This is a genomic window from Streptomyces sp. NPDC001717, assembly GCF_042892775.1.
Classification (GTDB): domain Bacteria; phylum Actinomycetota; class Actinomycetes; order Streptomycetales; family Streptomycetaceae; genus Streptomyces.
In genome coordinates, this window is sequence record NZ_JBIAUK010000025.1 from 39,193 (window position 1) to 54,602 (window position 15,410).

The window sequence follows — 15,410 nt, forward strand, 5'->3', positions numbered from 1 at the left end:
GTCAGCCCGCCAGCGGGAGGTCGAGGAGCCGGTCGGAGGTGAGGATCGCCTGGTGCAGGCGGCGCAGCGACCTGCAGGGCTCCAGGCCCAGTTCGGCCCGCAGCACCCGCTGGGCCGAGCGGTACACGCGCAGGGCCTCGGCCTGCCGCTCGGAGCGGTACAGCACGAGCATCAGCTGGCGGTAGAAGGACTCGCGCAGTGGGTATTGGGCGATCAGGCCGTTCAGGAGGCTGATCACCTCGCGGTGCCGGCCCAGGGCGGTCCGCGCCTCGACGGACAGCTCCAGGCAGTCCAGCCGTTCCTCCTCCACCCAGGTGGCGAACGCCGAGAGCACGGGACCCTCGGCGATCCCGTCCAGGACGGGCCCGCGGACCAGGAGCAGCGCGCGCTCGAAGGCTTCGAGCGCCCCCTCGTACTGGCCCGCGTGCTGCCGGGAGCGGCCCTGGCGCATCAGCTCCTGGAAGTCGTCGACGTCGTAGCCGGCTCCCTCCAGGCGGAGCACGTAGCCGGAGGGCTTGGTCACGATGGCGGTGCCCGCGTGGTCCCCGGCGGCGACGAGGAACTTGCGCAGCTGGGACAGGTAGACGTGGACGGCGGCCGATGCCCGCCGCGGCGGAGCCGTACTCCAGAGCTCGGAGACCAGTTGCTCCTTGGTGGTGACGCGTCCGGCCGCGATGAGCAGGGTGGCCAGTGTCATCTCCATCTTGGGAGCGCTGAGGGAATGGTTGGCCTCTCCGTTCGAGACGAGTAGCGGACCAAGCAGTTCGTAGCGCATCGGACCCCCGTGAAGAGTGGGAACACGCTTTCGTGTCCCGCCGGCCTCACTCTCCGAGGAGTGGCCCTGTCCACGCATCGGGGAAAATACGTACGTACCGCGATTGGCCGGAATCGATCGGTCCCGGCGGGTCGTCCGCCTTCGGCCCGCCTGCTCGCGGTCGCCGCGATGACCTGCGGTTTTGGAGCGGCTTTGGCGGGGTTCGGCAAGCTCTGCGGATGTTCTCGTACGTGCTTCGCTGTCTGAAAGCCCTGGGGGAGTGGATCATCGCCGCGGGACTGATCTGGATCCCGCCCGTGCCGCCCCCCGCCTCCCCCCACCTGTCGGAACCACCCCCCGGCCACCCCGAACGCCTGGACCCCACCGGCCCGCTGACCGAGCTCGAACTCCTGCTGAGCAAGGACCTGCCGGGCTGGCCGTGAGGCGCGGGGGGTGAGGCGCGGGCCGGCGTCGGCGTTGTAGGGCTGGTTCACGTCGACCGTCAGATCGCGCAGGACGGCGAGAAGGAGGGGCCCCGGCGGGGGTGGTCGGGTGGCGGCATGGGTGTGGTCCACATCCTCGGGGCGGGAAGTGTGGCGACGGGCACCATGTGCCGTTGACCTGGGCGTTCCTATGGTGTGGCGACACGGAATCGTCCCCGCCCCCAGTCCGGAAGTGGTACTCATGGCCGCCCCCGCCACACCGTCAGCGAGCCCCGGCAACATCAAGAGAGTCGTCGCGGCGAGTCTCGTCGGGACCACCATCGAGTGGTACGACTTCTTCCTCTACGGCTCCGCCGCCGCCCTCGTCTTCAACAAGCTGTTCTTCCCCAGCAGCGAACCGCTGGTCGGCACCCTCCTCGCCTTCCTCACCTACGCCATCGGCTTCGCGGCCCGCCCCCTCGGCGGCGTGGTCTTCGGACACTACGGCGACAAGATCGGCCGCAAGAAGCTCCTCATCCTCAGCCTCCTCATGATGGGCGGCGCCACCTTCGCCATGGGCCTGCTGCCCACCCACGCGAGCATCGGCGTCGGCGCGCCGATCCTGCTCACCCTGCTGCGCCTCATCCAGGGCTTCGCCCTCGGCGGTGAATGGGGCGGTGCGGTCCTGCTCGTCTCCGAGCACGGGGACGACAAGAGCCGTGGTTTCTGGGCCTCTTGGCCGCAGGCCGGCGCCCCCGGCGGGAACCTGCTCGCCACCGGTGTCCTCGCGCTGCTCGCCGCCGTCCAGTCCGACGAGGCCTTCCTGGCCTGGGGCTGGCGCGTCCCCTTCCTGCTCTCCGGCGTCCTCGTCGTCGTCGGACTGTGGATCCGGGTGTCGGTCGCCGAGTCGCCCGTCTTCCTCGAAGCGCAGGCCAGGGCGGCCGAACAGGCCGCCGCCGGTGCCAAGGAGAAGCTCCCCGTCGCCGAGGTGTTCCGTACCAACTGGCGAGGAGTCCTCACCGCGATCGGGACCCGCCTCGGCGAGAACATCTCGTACTACATCCTCACCGCGTTCCTGCTCGTCTACGTCACCACCCATCTCGGACTGTCGAAGAGCAACGGTCTGAACGCCGTCCTCATCGGATCCGCCGTCCACTTCGTCACCATCCCGGCCTGGGGCGCGCTCTCCGACCGCATCGGCCGCCGCCCGGTCACCCTGATCGGCTCGGTCGGCATGACCGGATGGGCCTTCGCCTTCTTCGCGATGCTGGACACGAAGTCGTTCCCCGCGACAGCCGCCGCCGTCACCATCGGACTCCTCTTCCACGGCGCCATGTACGGCCCCCAGGCGGCCTTCATCTCGGAGATGTTCGACACCACCGTCCGCTACTCCGGCGCCTCCATGGGCTCCCAGCTCGCCTCGATCATCGGCGGCGCCCTCGCCCCGATCGTCGCGGTCGAACTCCTCAAGGACTACGGCGCGTCCCTGCCCGTCTCCCTCTACCTGGCGGCCGCGGTCGTCATCACCACGCTGACGGTCCTCGTCGCGAAGGAGACCCGAGGGCGCGACCTGGCCCGGAACCACACCCAGGCCGGCGCCGCGATCCCCGGCGCGCGCCGGATCGACCACCGGTCGGCCTCCGCCGCCGGATGAGTGGCCCCACCGTCCCGGCGGCCGCCCCGCGTCCGGCCCCCGTCCGGCCCCGCATCCGCCCCTTTGGCCGGCGGATGCGGGGCCGGTGCCCGTCCGACCGAACACGACACCGGCCCGTACGACCGCCCGTACGACCGCCCGTCCGACACGCCGAGCGCCTGCGCCGCGCGGCCGGCGGACGAACTGGGCCGGCCGTCGCCGAGCCGCACTGGCCGACCCCGGGTTCGTCGGCGTGCTCCTCGGAGACCGGGACCGGCCGCGACCGGAGAGGGCGCTCGAACTCCGGATGGCCCGCCGTATCGACCAGGGCTCGTCGGCTCCCGGCGAGCCCGCCTTGAGCATGAGCTGATTTGCCTAAAGCTTTTAGGCACATGCATACTCCTCTTAGGTTGGCGGAGGAGGCCTGATGGTGGGACGGGCGGGATTGACCGCGGAGCGGCTGGTGCGCGCCGGGGCCGAGCTGGCGGACGAGATCGGTTTCGAGCGGGTGACCCTGTCGGAACTCGCCCGGCGCTTCGACGTGAAGGTGGCGAGTCTGTACTCCCACCTGAGGAACTCCCACGATCTGAAGACGCGGATCGCCCTGCTCGCACTGGAGGAAATGGCCGACCAGGCCGCCGACGCCGTCGCCGGGCGGTCGGGGAAGGACGCGCTCGCCGCGTACGCGGGCGTCTTCCGCGACTACGCGCGCCGGCACCCCGGCCGCTACGCCGCGACCCAGTTCCCGCTCGACACCGAGACCGCCCTGGCCAGTGCGGGCGTACGGCACGCGCGCATGACCCGGGCCATCCTGCGCGGCTACGACCTGGCGGAACCGGAGGAGACGCACGCCGTCCGGCTGCTCGGAAGCCTCTTCCACGGTTACGTCAGCCTGGAGAACGCCGGCGGCTTCAGCCACAGCGCACCGGACAGTCAGGAGAGCTGGGAGCGGGCCGTCGACGCCCTCGACTCCCTCCTGCGCAACTGGCCCACCCCCTGACCATCCACCTCCCACCCCCTCTCGACGGCCGGGCCGCCCGGCAGGAGCAGACGATGACCACCGAACCGCCCCGGACTCCCACCCCGATCACCACGCCGATCACCGCCGGTCTGCTGCGCGGCGCCATCGAGCTGGAGCGCACCGCGCACGGACTCCTGCCGCACCGGCTGCCGGCCCGGGCCCGCGCCCAATCCGCCGACGGGCAGCTGGCCATGGCCGAGGCCCAGCCCTCCGGAGTGCGGCTGGCCTTCCGTACGACAGCCACCGCCGTCGAGCTGGAAACCCTGCCCACCAAGCGCGTCTACACCGGTGCCCCGCCCCGGCCGGACGGCGTGTACGACCTGCTCGTGGACGGACGACTCGCCGCGCAGGGCACCTGCGCCGGCGGCAACACCCTCGCCATCGACATGAGCGACTGGAGCACGGAGTTCCGCCCCGGCGCACCGTCCGCGGTCCGTTTCACCGGACTGCCCGGCCGGGCCAAGGACGTGGAGATCTGGCTGCCGCACGACGAGACCACCGAGGTGGTCGCCCTGCGTACGGACGCCCCCGTGGAACCGCTGCCCGACCGCGGTCGGCCGGTCTGGCTGCACCACGGCAGCTCGATCAGCCAGGGTTCCAACGCCACGAGCCCCAGCGCGATCTGGCCCGCGCGCGCCGGAGCGCTCGCGGGCGCCGAGCTGATCAACCTGGGCTTCGGCGGCAGCGCGCTGCTGGACCCGTTCACCGCCCGCGCGATGCGCGACACCCCGGCCGACCTGATCAGCGTCAAGGTGGGCATCAACCTGGTCAACCTCGACCTGATGCGTCTGCGGGCCCTCGGCCCCGCCGTGCACGGCTTCCTCGACACGATCCGCGAGGGCCACCCCACCACGCCGCTGCTCGTCGTCTCCCCGATCCTGTGCCCGATCCACGAGGACACCCCGGGCCCCACCGCCGTCGACCCGTCCACCCTCGCCGACGGGCAGTTGAGGTTCCGGGCCACCGGAGACCCGGCGGAGGTCGCCGGCGGGAAGCTGACCCTCGGCGTCATCCGGACCGAGCTGGCCCGCATCGTGCGAGAGCGGTCCGCCGACGACCCGAACCTGTACCACCTCGACGGACGGGAGCTGTACGGAGCCACGGACGCGGCCGAACTGCCGCTGCCCGACGACCTCCACCCGGACACCGCGACGCACGCCCTCATCGCCGAACGCTTCGCGAAGCTGGCCTTCGCGCAGAACGGGCCGTTCTCCGCGCACCGCTGATCGTGGTGGAGTCGAGAACGCGCCGTCACCAAGCTGTGAAACTCCGGCGGGACGCTTGTGCCCAGCCCAGCGCACTCGCGCCTCTCACCCGGGGGAACTCATGAGCACCGTCCGCAGAACCGCAGTCCTCCTCGCCTCCGCGTCCGCCCTGGCGGCGCTGACCGCCTGTGGGCCCACCGGGGACGACGCGGCGGGCGGGGCCACCACGCCGCCCGCGAGCCCGACCAAGGCCGCGACGCCGTCGGCGAGTCCGACGAAGGCCGCGACGCCGACCAAGCCGAATCCGAAGCCGAAGCCGACGGCGTCCTCCGACCCCGACCACGACGTCTTCCCGTGCAGCACGTTCGACGTGAAGTTCACCGCGAGCCTGGCGGACCCGACGAGCAGCAGCTACCTGCTGAAGGTCACCAACAAGGGCACCAAGGCCTGCAGGGTGCTCGGCCACCCGATCGTGACCTTCGGAGACCTGGACGGCCACGCCACCGAGCGGGGCAAGCCCCCCGCGATCGAGGACGCGATCCGGCTCGCCCCGGGAGAGACCGCCTACGCGGGGCTCATGGGCGGCGCCAACGACGGCAAGGGCAAGACCGTCAACGAGATCTCCATGACCATGAGCACCGAATCCGACCTCAAGCAGACGCCCCTCAAGGCGTCCACCCCCGGTCTGTACGTCTCGCCCGACAAGAACTCCGTGACCGCCTGGATGAACAACGCGGAAGACGCGCTCTCCCTCTAGTCCGGGTCACGGGTCACGGGTCACGGGTCACGGGCCACGGGCCACGGGCTCCGGCATACGGTCCGAGGCCTACGGCCTGATGTCGTAGAGCAGGTTGAACGGATCCTCCTGCGTGGACCGGGCCACGCTGGTGAATCCCGCCTCGGTGCACAGATCGCGTACGACCGCCTCCGGCATGCCGCAGGTCCCGAGGGCGGCGCCGCCGTTCGCGAGAGAAGTGGTCATGCAGTAGAACACGCTGAATCCGTAGTACATCGCGGCGACCGGACCCACGTTGTCCTCGGCGCGGTCCGCGCAGTTGATCTCCAGCATCAGGTAGTCGCCGTCGTCCTCGACCGCGGCCCTGATGGCGGCGAGGAGCCGCTTAGGTTCCGCCGAGTCGTGGATGACGTCGAAGGTGGTGACCAGGCCGTAGCGGCCGGGAAGGCCCTGGGCGGCGTCCACCGTCTCGAAGGTCACCCGGTCGGCGACCCCGGCCGCCCGCGCGTTCGCCCGGGCGCGCTCCACCTGGCCAGGGAAGTTGTCGAACCCCGTGAAGCGCGAGCGGGGAAACGCCCGGGCGAGCACGATCAGCGCGCGGCCCGCGCCGCACCCCACGTCCGCGACGTCGATGCCCCGCTCCAGCCGCTCGACGACATGGGGGAAGGTGCTCAGCCAGTCGTCGACCATCACGCTCTCGAACCATCCACTGGTGAACCGGCCCATGCCGTCCCACAGGCCGTCCGGGTAGGCGTCCTGCGCCACGCCGCCGCCGCTGCGGAACGCCTCGGCCAGGCGCTCGTACGGGGCCAGCGCGGCGGGCATGAACTGGTAGACGCCGCCGAGGAACATGGGCCCCGATTCGTCGGCCAGGGCGGGTACGTGCTCGGCGGGCAGCAGGAAGCGGCCGGGCTCCGGTTCCTCCAGGTATCCCGAGGCGGTGAGTCCCCGCAGCCATTCCCGTACGTAGCGCTCGTCGAGGGCGAGCCGGTCCGCGAGCTCCCGGCTGCCGGCGGGGCCGTTGGCCGCGAGGTCCTTGAACAGGCCCAGCCGGTCGCCCAGATGACACAGACCGACGGCCATCGTCCCGCTGAGGTCCCCGAGTGCCTTCTCCATGAAGGCCCCGGCCTTCGCCTCGTCCCATGCGCCCTGCCCCGCCACGGTGTTCCTCCCGGCCGTCGAGTGCGATCACGGGGTGTGACCGGCCCGGCAAGCGAAGCACCGGCCCGCTCCCTCGCGCCACCCGGGTCGGCCTTCCTCACCCGATCCGCGTACGGGGCGGAGCCGCGGCCGCGGGGGCCTCATGGCCCCCGTCTGCGGGTCTTTCGTCCAGAGCCTTGTTTTCGTAATAGCCAAATCCTGATCTGATCTATTACCGTTTGGGGTGGGAGAACCTCGAACACCCGGCAAGGAGCTGCAGCAGCATGTGGAAGTGTGAACAGGTCGTCGGTGGCGAACTCGACGTGGCGGAGGCGGCCGCGCTCTACCGGGCGTCCACCCTCGCCGAGCGTCGTCCCGTGGAGGACACGCAGCGCTTCGCGCGGATGCTCGCCGGCGCGAACCTCGTCATCGTCGCCCGGGACGAGGACGGCCGCCTCATCGGCATCTCCCGCGCGATCACCGACGGCGTGTACTCCACCTACCTCAGTGACCTCGCGGTCGATGCGGCGTACCAGGGCAGGGGAGTGGGCCGCGACCTGATCCGAGCCACCCGCGAGGCCGCTCCGGAAGCCAAGCTGATCCTGCTGGCGGCCCCCGCGGCCGTGGACTACTACCCGCACGTCGGGTTCACCGCCCACAACTCCGCGTGGACGATGCCCGGCCCGGCCGCTTCGGCCTGACCGCCCGAGCCCTCGCGCCACGCGTCGTGGGCCGTGACATTTGTACTGCCGGCGTCCGTACATGCGCATCTGCCGGAAGGGCCGTCGCGCTCCGTAGCGTGGTGGACATGACGCAGACGACCACGACACCGCGAACCGAGGCCGGTTCACCGACGGGAGCGCAGCCGGCGATCCGCTTCCGGGGCGCCGCCAAATCCTTCGGCCCCGTCCACGCCGTCGCCGGTGTCGACCTCGACGTACGGCGCGGCGAGACGGTCGCCCTGCTGGGCCGCAACGGCGCGGGGAAGTCCACCACCATCGGCCTCCTGCTCGGCCTGGACGAACCCGACAGGGGTGTCGTCAGCCTCTTCGGCGGGACCCCCGAGCAGGCGGTTCGGGCCGGGCGGGTGGGCGCGATGCTCCAGGAGGGGCGCGCCGTCCCGCGGATCACCGTACGGGAGCTCGTGGCCTTCGTGGCCCGCGCCCACCCGGCGCCGATGCCCGTCGCCGAGGCGCTGGAACTCGCCGGGCTCACCACCCTCGCCGGCCGGCGGGTCGACAAACTCTCCGGGGGTCAGGCCCAGCGCGTCCGCTTCGCCGTCGCCCTCGCGGGGAACCCGGAGCTGATCGTGCTCGACGAGCCGACCGCCGCGCTCGACGTGGAGGCCCGCCGCACCTTCTGGGAATCCATGCGGGGCTACGCCCGGCGCGGCAACACCGTCCTGTTCTCCACCCACTACCTGGAGGAGGCGGACGCCCACGCCGACCGGATCGTCGTCCTCCACCGGGGCCGGATCGTCGCCGACGGCACGGGCGAGCAGCTGCGGCGCACCGCCGGCTGCGGCTCGCTGGTCTCCTTCGACCTGGCCGGCGGTTCCTCCGCCTTCCTCACAGGTCTGCCGGGGGTGTCGGGCGTGGAGGTACGCGGCGACCGCGCCCGGCTCCGTACGCAGGACCCGGACGCCACCGTCACCGCCCTCGCCGGACTCGGCGCCCTGCGGGGCATCGAGGTCACCGCGCCTTCCCTGGAGGACGCCTTCCTCGCCCTCACCGGTGAAACCGCCGAGACCCCCTCCGCCCGCGTGTCCGTGTCCGCTTCCGCTTCCGCTTCCGAGGAGAAGGCCCGATGATCACCGCCTATGTGCGGCTGGAGGTCCGCCGCACCCTGCGCGACACCGGCTTCGTCGTCTTCGGCATCGGCATGCCCGTGCTGATGTACCTGCTCTTCACCAACCTGGGCAGCACCGAGTCCGAGTGGAAGACCGCCTCCATGGTGGCCATGGCCGCGTACGGGGCCCTGGGCGCGGCCCTGTCGACCGGGACCGGCGTCGCCGAGGACAAGGGCGTGGGCTGGCTGCGCCAGTTGCGGGTCACCCCGATGTCCCCCCGCCAGGTCGTGGCCGGGCGGGCGCTGACCGGGTCGGTGATCGTACTGCCCGCCATCGCCGCGGTGCTCGCCGCGGGCGCGCTCGTCAACGGGGTCCGGCTGGAGGCCTGGCAGTGGGCCGCCGTCACCCTCGCGCTCTGGCTCGGCGCGCTCCCCTTCACCCTGCTCGGCATCGGCAACGGCTACCGGCTCACGGCACAGACCACCGGCCTGGTCAACGTCGGCTGCAGCCTCGCGCTCTCCGTGGCCGGCGGCCTGTGGTTCCCCGTCGAACTCTTCCCGGACTGGATGCGCTCCCTGTCACAGCTCACCCCGACACGCCGCTTCGCCGAGATCGGCCAGTCCCTGGCCGCCGGAGCCGCACCCGGCCTCGCCGCCGTTGCCGTCACGGCGGTGTGGGCCCTGCTGTTCGGCTCGTACGCGGTCCTCTCGTACCGTCGGTCCGCGAGGACGGTCTAGGTCATGGAACGGGGAACCGGAATGGGCGGCAAGCGGGGGATCATGTGGGAGCGGAGGCCCGATGGGCAGGCCCGCATGGCCGAATGGCGGGCCGCGGAGCACAAGCGCAGGGCGGGCGCGGAGCCGGCCGCGGAGGACCGCGGCCCCGACCGGGGCTGCGACGGTGACCGCGACGCGGGCCCGACGCGCGGGCCGCGGGCCTTCACCCTCCTGCCCTGGCTGCTGCTCGGCATGGGCGCCGTCTCCAACGTCATCCACGGCGAGACCCCGAACCCCTGGGTCGGCGCACTGGGCCTGCTGACCTTCAACTCCCTCTACATCACCCTGGTGTTCCGGGCCTTCCACGAACGGGCCCGGGAGGCGGCCGGCACCCGCTGGTGCCTGGTCGGGCTGGGGCTCGTGACCTGCGCGCTCGCCCTCGCGTACGGGGACAACTGGCTGCTGTTCTTCCCGCTGCTGGGCCTGGCCACCGGGGCGGTGCTCCGCGGCCGCCCGCTCGGCCTGGCGATGGTCGGGACAACGGCGATGGCCGCGGCGGTCTCGGCGCTGCACGAGGGATGGGACGCCATCGGGATCGTCTACGGGACCCTCCTCTCCGGCATGGTCACCGGGGCCATCCTGGGCCTCGCCGAGACGGTGCGGGAACTGCGCGAGACCCGGCAGGAACTGGCCAGGGCCGCCGTGGACCAGGAGCGGCTGCGTTTCTCCCGGGACCTGCACGACCTGCTCGGCCACACCCTGTCGGTGATCGTCGTCAAGTCCGAGGCGGCCCGCCGGATCGCCCCCCGCGACATGGAGGCCGCCCTCGAACAGGTCCGCGACATCGAGTCGGTGGGCCGCCAGGCGCTCACCGAGATCCGCGAGGCCGTCACCGGTTACCGCGAGTCGAGCCTCGCGGCCGAACTCGACCGGGCCCGCGGGGCGCTGACCGCCGCCGGCATCGAGCCCGTCGTACGACAGTCGGGCCCCCCGCTACCCCCGCAGGCGGCGGCGCTGCTGGGCTGGGTGGTCCGCGAGGCCGTCACCAATGCCATCCGCCACAGCGGCGCGGCCACCTGCGAGATCGACGTGCACGGCGGCGCGGAACGGGCCGCCCTGGTGATCACGGACGACGGCGACGGCGTAGGCTCGACCCCTCCGGGCAGCGGACTGACCGGACTCGCCGAACGACTCGCCGCGGCGGGCGGCACCCTGAGCAGCGGCCCGGCGCCGGGCCGGGGCTTCCGGGTCACCGCCGAACTCCCGGTCGAGACGGCCGAGGAAGCCAACGAGGGGGGCCGATGATCAGGATCCTGCTGGCCGAGGACCAGGGCATGATGCGCAGCGCACTGGCCCTGCTGCTCGGGCTGGAGGAGGACATCGAGGTCGTGGCGCAGGTCGCCGCCGGGGACGCGATCGTGCCCGCGGCGCTGGAGGCCCGGCCGGACGTGGCCCTGCTCGACATCGAACTCCCCGGGCGCAGCGGTCTCGACGCCGCCGCCGAGCTGCGCACCGCGTGTCCGGAGTGCCGGGTGCTGATCCTGACCACCTTCGGCCGCCCCGGCTACCTGCGCCGGGCGATGGAAGCCGGAGCCGCGGGGTTCCTGGTCAAGGACGGGCCGGTCGAGGAACTGGCCGCCGCGGTGCGCCGGATACTCGCCGGGGAGACCGTGATCGACCCCTCGCTCGCGGCCGCCGCGCTGAGCGCCGGACCCAGCCCGCTGACCCCGCGCGAGGTCGACGTACTGAACGCCGCCGTCGACGGGGCGACCGTCGCCGACATCGCGGCGAAGGTGTACCTGTCGGAGTCGACGGTGCGCAACTACCTCTCCTCGGCCATCGGCAAGACCGGCACCCGCAACCGTATGGAGGCCGTCCGCGCGGCGCGCCGCCAAGGCTGGCTCTGACGGGTCACTCCCCGTCCGGCCCCGGCGCGGCCGCGCCCTTCCGTCCCCAGGCCGTGAGCGTGCCGGGGGACAGGCCGGTGCACTCGGGGGAGTCCAGGTAGCGCACGGCCTCGTCGAGCCCGGCGTCGTCGATCAGGCCCGTCGCCACCATGGCGGCCCGCGCCCGCCCCCAGGTGTCGGCCCAGAACCGGCTGATCGGGCTCCCCGGCAGGAGCGGCGGCACGTGGATCTCGGCCGCCACCGCCTCCAGCCCGGCCGCCCGCAGCAGCTCGGGACGGCGCGGCACCTGCGAGACGTCCGTCCCGATGGTGTCGCGCAGCCCCTGCCACATGGCCCGCATGGCGCGGGTGTACGGGGTCACGGGAGCCGAGTCCGTGGTCAGGTCGACCGCGTCGCTGATCACCAGGACCCCGCCCGGGACGAGCAGCCCGGCGAGCCGGGAGACGAGCTGCTGCGCGGACGGCAGGTGCATGAGCACGAACCGGGCGTGGACCAGTCGGAACGACCCGGGGGAGAAGTCCTCGGAGGTGATGTCCGCCTGGAGGGTGCTCAGGCCGGGCACGGGGTGAGCGGCGAGGAACCGCACGTCGCGGTCCACCGCGAGCACCCGGTCCACTCCCGCCTCGCCGAGCAGCCGGCGCGCCACCGTGCCCGTGCCCGCGCCCACCTCCAGGCAGCTCCAGCCGGGCCCCGCGCCGAGTTGCCGCAGCCGGGCCATGGTCGTGTCGTCGTAGACGAGGGCACCGAGATCGATGCGTTCGTCCTCGCCGCGTTCCTCGGGACGGAAGACCCGCTCACCGTAACGGCCCTCGTTCCGGGGCCCTGCACCGGCCATGCCGTCATTGTGACAAGAGCGGACTGATGCCACATGTCGTGGGCCGAGTTCGGCTTCCTCCGCGATCCGGTCGAGGTGTCGGACTCGGTCCTCTCCAAGCAGGTCGCGGTGCTGGAGGAGGCGGGCTGCGTCGAGGTGCACAAGGGTCGCGTGGGCCGGCGCCCGAGGACCTGGCTCTCCCTGAGCGCGGAGGGGCGCGCGGTCCACCGGCGCCACCTGGAGGCCCTGCGGGCCATCGCGACCGACTGGTCGTAGCGTTCGGCCGCCGTGGAACCCGTCCCTGACCGGCCTCGGTTCGGTCGCGCCGGGGGCGAGGGCCCTGGCGAAGACCGCGTCGACGTCTTCGCCGTACCCGTGCGGGGTGCCGGACGCCCCGAAGGGCTCCGGCCCGGCTCCCGGCTCCGGGCCTACTCGCCGTCCGTCTCGGAGGCCAGCGGAACCTCTCCCGCGGTCTTGCTGAAGCCGAGCGCCTCGACGATGCGGCCGTCCGTGACGCGCATGACGTTGACCCCGGACACCCACTGGTCGGCGCCGTCGCCGAAGCGGTAGGTCCACAGGATCGTGGCGCGATCGCCCGCCACGAGCACCTCCTGCGGGGTGAACTGCGAGCTGCGGTCCTCGGCGAGCGCTCCCCACCAGGCCGTACAGGCTTCGAGCCCGACGACCCGCTCGCCGGTCGGCGCGGGCTGGACGCTCTCCATCACGCAGTCCTCGGCGATCAGATCGTGCAGGAGATCGGCCTCGTGCTCGATGAACACACGGTTGAAACGGTCGATGACCTCGGCGGTGCTGCGTACGGACATGACGCCTCCTCGAAAGGGATAGACCGTTCGGTCTACTCATATAGATAGACCGGTTGATCTACCGTGTCAAGAGCCGGCAGAATCACCCCATGACCACCACCACCGCCGCCGCCAAGCCGGGCCCCCGGGAACGGCTGCTGCTCGCGGCCCAGGAGCTCACGTACACCCAGGGCGTCGGCGTCGGCGTGGACGCACTCCTCAAAGCGGCCGGCGTCGCCCGCCGCTCGCTGTACGAGCACTTCGGCGGCAAGGACGGCCTCATCGCCGAGGTGCTGCGCCGCAGCACCGCCGAGGACGAGGCGGAATACCGCGCGACGATGGCGGGCGCGGGGCAGGACCCCCGCGCCCGGCTCCTCGCCGTCGTCGACCGGCTCGGCACGATCGCCTCGGCCCCCGACTTCCACGGCTGCCGCTACCTCGCGGCCGACCTCGCGCTCTCCGACCCGGCCCACCCCGGCCACGAGGTCACCCGGGCCTACCGGAACACCGTCCACGGCCTGTTCCGGGACGAATTCGCCGCCCTCGGCCACGCGCGCCCCGAGTTCGCCGCCGACCAGCTGCTCATCCTCGTCGACGGCCTCCTCGCCGCCGGCGCGACCCGCCCGGGGATCCGGCCCGCGGCCGCCTCCCGCGAACTCGCCGAGCACATCATCGACTCGGGCCTCACGTAGCCGCCCCCGACCCGAACCGGCATCGAGGCGGTCACCACCCAGGGGCCGACTCGGGGTGGTGCCAGGGGCATTCCCGATGGGCCGCCGCCTGCACGGCCGGAAGACTGGCGATCATGACGAAGTCGTTCACCACAAGCCCTCGTCGGATCGCCCTGGCCGCCGCGACCGCCGCCCTCGTGACGGTCACGGCAGCCCTCCCCGCCGGCGCCGCGACCCTGCGACAACCGGCGCCGGCCGCCACCCCCGGCGTCCGGGAGCGGATCGATCCGGCCGCACTCCAGCGCTCGCTCGGCACCCCCGCCGACGGACTCTTCGCGGGAGCCATGGCCCGCGTCGGGGGACGCGACGGACGGTGGACGGGAACGATGGGCGCGGTCTCCACGGACCCGGCGGCTTCCTTCCCGATCGGCAGCATCACCAAGCTGTTCACCTCCACCGTCGTGCTCCAGCTCGTGGCCGAGGGCAGGCTCTCCCTCGACACCCCGGTCCAACAGCTCCTGCCCGACACCCTTCCGGCCCACTGGCAACCCGTCACCGTCGCACAGCTGATCAGCCACACCAGCGGCCTGCCGCGGGCCGCCTGCTGGGACCCGCACGCCGTGTACACGCCGGCCGGCCTGGTGAAGACGGTGACCGAATGCCCCGCGGCCGGCGAACCCGTCACCGGAGCCGACATCCCGCAGGTCTACAACGGCGTGAACTACTTCCTCCTGGGCATGGTGATCGAGAAGGTCACCCACCGGTCGTACGCCCAGGAGGTCGGCCGCCGCATCGTCCGCCCGCTGGGCCTGCGGCACACCTACGTCCCCGGGTGGGGAGAGACGGCACTGCGCGCGCCGGCGTTGGCACCGCAGCTTCCGCCCACCGACCCGTGGCCCTGGGCCGAGGGCGGCATGGTCTCCGACGCGCCCGACCTGGAACACTTCCTCGGGCAGCTGCTGCGCGGCCGGCTCCTGCCGCCGGCCCAGCAGGCCCTGCTCTTCGAGCTCCCGCCGCACGCCGAACGCGGCTTCACCCGCGGCGGCGTGCAGTACGCGAAGCTCCCGGACGGCACCGAGGTGTACGGCAAGAGCGGGAGCTACGGCGGCCACACCAACGGTGTCTTCGCCACTCGGGACCTGCGCCGGAGCGTCGTCTACTCGCTCGTGCCGCTCACCACCGACGACAAGGAGATCGCCAAGCGGTACCTGGCCATCGTGGACGCCGCCTTCTGAATCAGCGGCCGTACGAGCCGTGGCAGAGCCCGGTGATGGTGGGGCTCGTGACCCCCTGCGAGGACCGGCAGAGCTCCGCCATGTCGATGCGGCCGGGTGCGGGCACGGGTCCGCCGCGCCGTGGCGCCGCGGGCTTCGCGGCCGGAGCGCGCCGCTTCGGCTCGGCCTGCGGCTCGCCCTTGGGCTTGACCTTCGGCCGCGGTTGCGACTTCGGCACCGACCAGGTCCGGGGTGGCCGATGCTCGGACCGCCGTCCGGCGACCGGGCGGCCGGACTCGGGCTCCCGGCGAAGTTCGGGCCGCTGCCCGCCGGCGTCCGGCGCGGTCTCCTCCGGCCCGGCCACCGCCGTGACCGGAGCGGGAGCAGAGCTCGCGGGCAGCCGGGTCAGCGGCCAGGCGTCGGGGGGTGCGCCGGCGGAGGTGCGGGCCACCGGCGGTTTGTCGTCGCCGACTCCCGAGCCCGAGACGGTGACGCAGCCCGAGGCGGCCAGCAGGGCGATGAGGACGAGGGGAGGGGTCCGGCGGCGCATTCGATCACTGTGGCGCAACCGGGCCGGGTCCCGCG

At 72.6% G+C, this 15,410-nt stretch carries 18 protein-coding genes; 13 read left to right on the forward strand and 5 right to left on the reverse strand.

Translation table 11 applies throughout. The features are described 5' to 3' along the window. Nucleotide 1: 1 nt before the first annotated feature. The gene (locus ACFYZL_RS30125; protein ID WP_384752588.1) at nucleotides 2-703 is read right to left on the reverse strand and encodes a BTAD domain-containing putative transcriptional regulator; all 702 of its coding nucleotides are present in this window, start codon (nucleotides 701-703) and stop codon (nucleotides 2-4) included. A gap of 290 nt (nucleotides 704-993) precedes the next feature. On the opposite strand from ACFYZL_RS30125, the gene ACFYZL_RS30130 reads away from it, so the two are divergent. The 5 genes from ACFYZL_RS30130 to ACFYZL_RS30150 all read left to right on the forward strand — a co-directional run bounded on the left by ACFYZL_RS30130 (nucleotide 994) and on the right by ACFYZL_RS30150 (nucleotide 5,792). After that, nucleotides 994-1,197, forward strand: a complete 204-nt coding sequence (locus tag ACFYZL_RS30130) for a DUF6059 family protein (protein WP_384752592.1) — start codon at nucleotides 994-996, stop codon at nucleotides 1,195-1,197. Between the two features lie 241 nt (nucleotides 1,198-1,438). Beyond that, nucleotides 1,439-2,830, forward strand: coding sequence for an MFS transporter (locus ACFYZL_RS30135; RefSeq protein WP_388683290.1), 1,392 nt, complete (start codon nucleotides 1,439-1,441; stop codon nucleotides 2,828-2,830). A gap of 409 nt (nucleotides 2,831-3,239) precedes the next feature. Further along, nucleotides 3,240-3,809 (forward strand): TetR/AcrR family transcriptional regulator, encoded by a 570-nt coding sequence (locus tag ACFYZL_RS30140; protein WP_384747258.1) that lies wholly within the window; start codon nucleotides 3,240-3,242, stop codon nucleotides 3,807-3,809. A gap of 53 nt (nucleotides 3,810-3,862) precedes the next feature. Beyond that, the gene (locus ACFYZL_RS30145; protein ID WP_388683292.1) at nucleotides 3,863-5,056 is read left to right on the forward strand and encodes an SGNH/GDSL hydrolase family protein; all 1,194 of its coding nucleotides are present in this window, start codon (nucleotides 3,863-3,865) and stop codon (nucleotides 5,054-5,056) included. 100 nt (nucleotides 5,057-5,156) lie between these two features. Continuing rightward, on the forward strand, nucleotides 5,157-5,792 hold the full coding sequence (locus ACFYZL_RS30150; RefSeq protein WP_388683295.1) for a DUF4232 domain-containing protein: 636 nt from the start codon (nucleotides 5,157-5,159) through the stop codon (nucleotides 5,790-5,792). 69 nt (nucleotides 5,793-5,861) lie between these two features. On the opposite strand, the gene ACFYZL_RS30155 is transcribed toward ACFYZL_RS30150, so the two are convergent. After that, nucleotides 5,862-6,932, reverse strand: a complete 1,071-nt coding sequence (locus ACFYZL_RS30155; RefSeq protein ID WP_388683297.1) for a class I SAM-dependent methyltransferase — start codon at nucleotides 6,930-6,932, stop codon at nucleotides 5,862-5,864. Nucleotides 6,933-7,195: 263 nt separating this feature from the next. Between ACFYZL_RS30155 and ACFYZL_RS30160 the strand changes: the two genes are divergently transcribed. From ACFYZL_RS30160 to ACFYZL_RS30180, 5 genes are all read left to right on the forward strand, one after another. Further along, entirely contained in the window at nucleotides 7,196-7,612 is a 417-nt protein-coding gene (locus ACFYZL_RS30160) for a GNAT family N-acetyltransferase (RefSeq protein WP_388683299.1), read from the forward strand. A 107-nt stretch (nucleotides 7,613-7,719) separates the two neighbouring features. Next, nucleotides 7,720-8,721 (forward strand): ATP-binding cassette domain-containing protein, encoded by a 1,002-nt coding sequence (locus tag ACFYZL_RS30165; protein ID WP_388683302.1) that lies wholly within the window; start codon nucleotides 7,720-7,722, stop codon nucleotides 8,719-8,721. Then, nucleotides 8,721-9,437, forward strand: coding sequence for an ABC transporter permease (locus tag ACFYZL_RS30170; protein WP_384747261.1), 717 nt, complete (start codon nucleotides 8,721-8,723; stop codon nucleotides 9,435-9,437). The genes ACFYZL_RS30165 and ACFYZL_RS30170 overlap by 1 nt, the downstream gene beginning before the upstream one ends. Before the next feature lie 75 nt (nucleotides 9,438-9,512). Beyond that, a complete protein-coding gene (locus ACFYZL_RS30175; protein WP_384747263.1) occupies nucleotides 9,513-10,721 on the forward strand; it encodes a sensor histidine kinase in 1,209 nt (402 codons plus the stop codon). Continuing rightward, a complete protein-coding gene (locus tag ACFYZL_RS30180) occupies nucleotides 10,718-11,323 on the forward strand; it encodes a response regulator (protein WP_384585900.1) in 606 nt (201 codons plus the stop codon). Before ACFYZL_RS30175 ends, ACFYZL_RS30180 begins: the two co-directional genes overlap by 4 nt. 4 nt (nucleotides 11,324-11,327) lie before the next feature. On the opposite strand, the gene ACFYZL_RS30185 is transcribed toward ACFYZL_RS30180, so the two are convergent. Then, entirely contained in the window at nucleotides 11,328-12,158 is an 831-nt protein-coding gene (locus tag ACFYZL_RS30185) for a class I SAM-dependent methyltransferase (protein ID WP_388683305.1), read from the reverse strand. Nucleotides 12,159-12,191: 33 nt separating this feature from the next. On the opposite strand from ACFYZL_RS30185, the gene ACFYZL_RS30190 reads away from it, so the two are divergent. Further along, complete coding sequence (locus tag ACFYZL_RS30190) at nucleotides 12,192-12,413, forward strand: transcriptional regulator (protein WP_388683308.1); 222 nt, start codon at nucleotides 12,192-12,194, stop codon at nucleotides 12,411-12,413. Between the two features lie 152 nt (nucleotides 12,414-12,565). Here ACFYZL_RS30190 and ACFYZL_RS30195 read toward each other — a convergent pair whose 3' ends face one another. Continuing rightward, a complete protein-coding gene (locus ACFYZL_RS30195) occupies nucleotides 12,566-12,961 on the reverse strand; it encodes a nuclear transport factor 2 family protein (RefSeq protein WP_388683310.1) in 396 nt (131 codons plus the stop codon). An 89-nt stretch (nucleotides 12,962-13,050) separates the two neighbouring features. Here ACFYZL_RS30195 and ACFYZL_RS30200 point away from each other — a divergent pair, with 89 nt between their 5' ends. After that, nucleotides 13,051-13,632 (forward strand): TetR/AcrR family transcriptional regulator, encoded by a 582-nt coding sequence (locus tag ACFYZL_RS30200; protein WP_384747185.1) that lies wholly within the window; start codon nucleotides 13,051-13,053, stop codon nucleotides 13,630-13,632. A 113-nt stretch (nucleotides 13,633-13,745) separates the two neighbouring features. Next, a complete protein-coding gene (locus ACFYZL_RS30205) occupies nucleotides 13,746-14,846 on the forward strand; it encodes a serine hydrolase domain-containing protein (protein ID WP_388683312.1) in 1,101 nt (366 codons plus the stop codon). 1 nt (nucleotide 14,847) lies between these two features. Here the strand turns inward: ACFYZL_RS30205 and ACFYZL_RS30210 are convergent, their stop codons facing one another. Beyond that, the gene (locus ACFYZL_RS30210) at nucleotides 14,848-15,375 is read right to left on the reverse strand and encodes a hypothetical protein (RefSeq protein ID WP_388683314.1); all 528 of its coding nucleotides are present in this window, start codon (nucleotides 15,373-15,375) and stop codon (nucleotides 14,848-14,850) included. Between the last annotated feature and the right edge of the window lie 35 nt (nucleotides 15,376-15,410).

What these genes read in the sequence shown, in the direction of transcription:
- ACFYZL_RS30175 (WP_384747263.1), top strand. Translation starts at nt 9,513, where the DNA reads ATGGCCGAATGGCGGGCCGCGGAGCACAAGCGCAGGGCGGGCGCGGAG.
- ACFYZL_RS30125 (WP_384752588.1), bottom strand. Translation starts at nt 703, where the DNA reads ATGGAGATGACACTGGCCACCCTGCTCATCGCGGCCGGACGCGTCACC.
- ACFYZL_RS30205 (WP_388683312.1), top strand. Translation starts at nt 13,746, where the DNA reads ATGACGAAGTCGTTCACCACAAGCCCTCGTCGGATCGCCCTGGCCGCC.
- ACFYZL_RS30130 (WP_384752592.1), top strand. Translation starts at nt 994, where the DNA reads ATGTTCTCGTACGTGCTTCGCTGTCTGAAAGCCCTGGGGGAGTGGATC.
- ACFYZL_RS30150 (WP_388683295.1), top strand. Translation starts at nt 5,157, where the DNA reads ATGAGCACCGTCCGCAGAACCGCAGTCCTCCTCGCCTCCGCGTCCGCC.
- ACFYZL_RS30145 (WP_388683292.1), top strand. Translation starts at nt 3,863, where the DNA reads ATGACCACCGAACCGCCCCGGACTCCCACCCCGATCACCACGCCGATC.
- ACFYZL_RS30135 (WP_388683290.1), top strand. Translation starts at nt 1,439, where the DNA reads ATGGCCGCCCCCGCCACACCGTCAGCGAGCCCCGGCAACATCAAGAGA.
- ACFYZL_RS30195 (WP_388683310.1), bottom strand. Translation starts at nt 12,961, where the DNA reads ATGTCCGTACGCAGCACCGCCGAGGTCATCGACCGTTTCAACCGTGTG.
- ACFYZL_RS30190 (WP_388683308.1), top strand. Translation starts at nt 12,192, where the DNA reads ATGTCGTGGGCCGAGTTCGGCTTCCTCCGCGATCCGGTCGAGGTGTCG.
- ACFYZL_RS30185 (WP_388683305.1), bottom strand. Translation starts at nt 12,158, where the DNA reads ATGGCCGGTGCAGGGCCCCGGAACGAGGGCCGTTACGGTGAGCGGGTC.
- ACFYZL_RS30200 (WP_384747185.1), top strand. Translation starts at nt 13,051, where the DNA reads ATGACCACCACCACCGCCGCCGCCAAGCCGGGCCCCCGGGAACGGCTG.
- ACFYZL_RS30165 (WP_388683302.1), top strand. Translation starts at nt 7,720, where the DNA reads ATGACGCAGACGACCACGACACCGCGAACCGAGGCCGGTTCACCGACG.
- ACFYZL_RS30210 (WP_388683314.1), bottom strand. Translation starts at nt 15,375, where the DNA reads ATGCGCCGCCGGACCCCTCCCCTCGTCCTCATCGCCCTGCTGGCCGCC.
- ACFYZL_RS30160 (WP_388683299.1), top strand. Translation starts at nt 7,196, where the DNA reads ATGTGGAAGTGTGAACAGGTCGTCGGTGGCGAACTCGACGTGGCGGAG.
- ACFYZL_RS30180 (WP_384585900.1), top strand. Translation starts at nt 10,718, where the DNA reads ATGATCAGGATCCTGCTGGCCGAGGACCAGGGCATGATGCGCAGCGCA.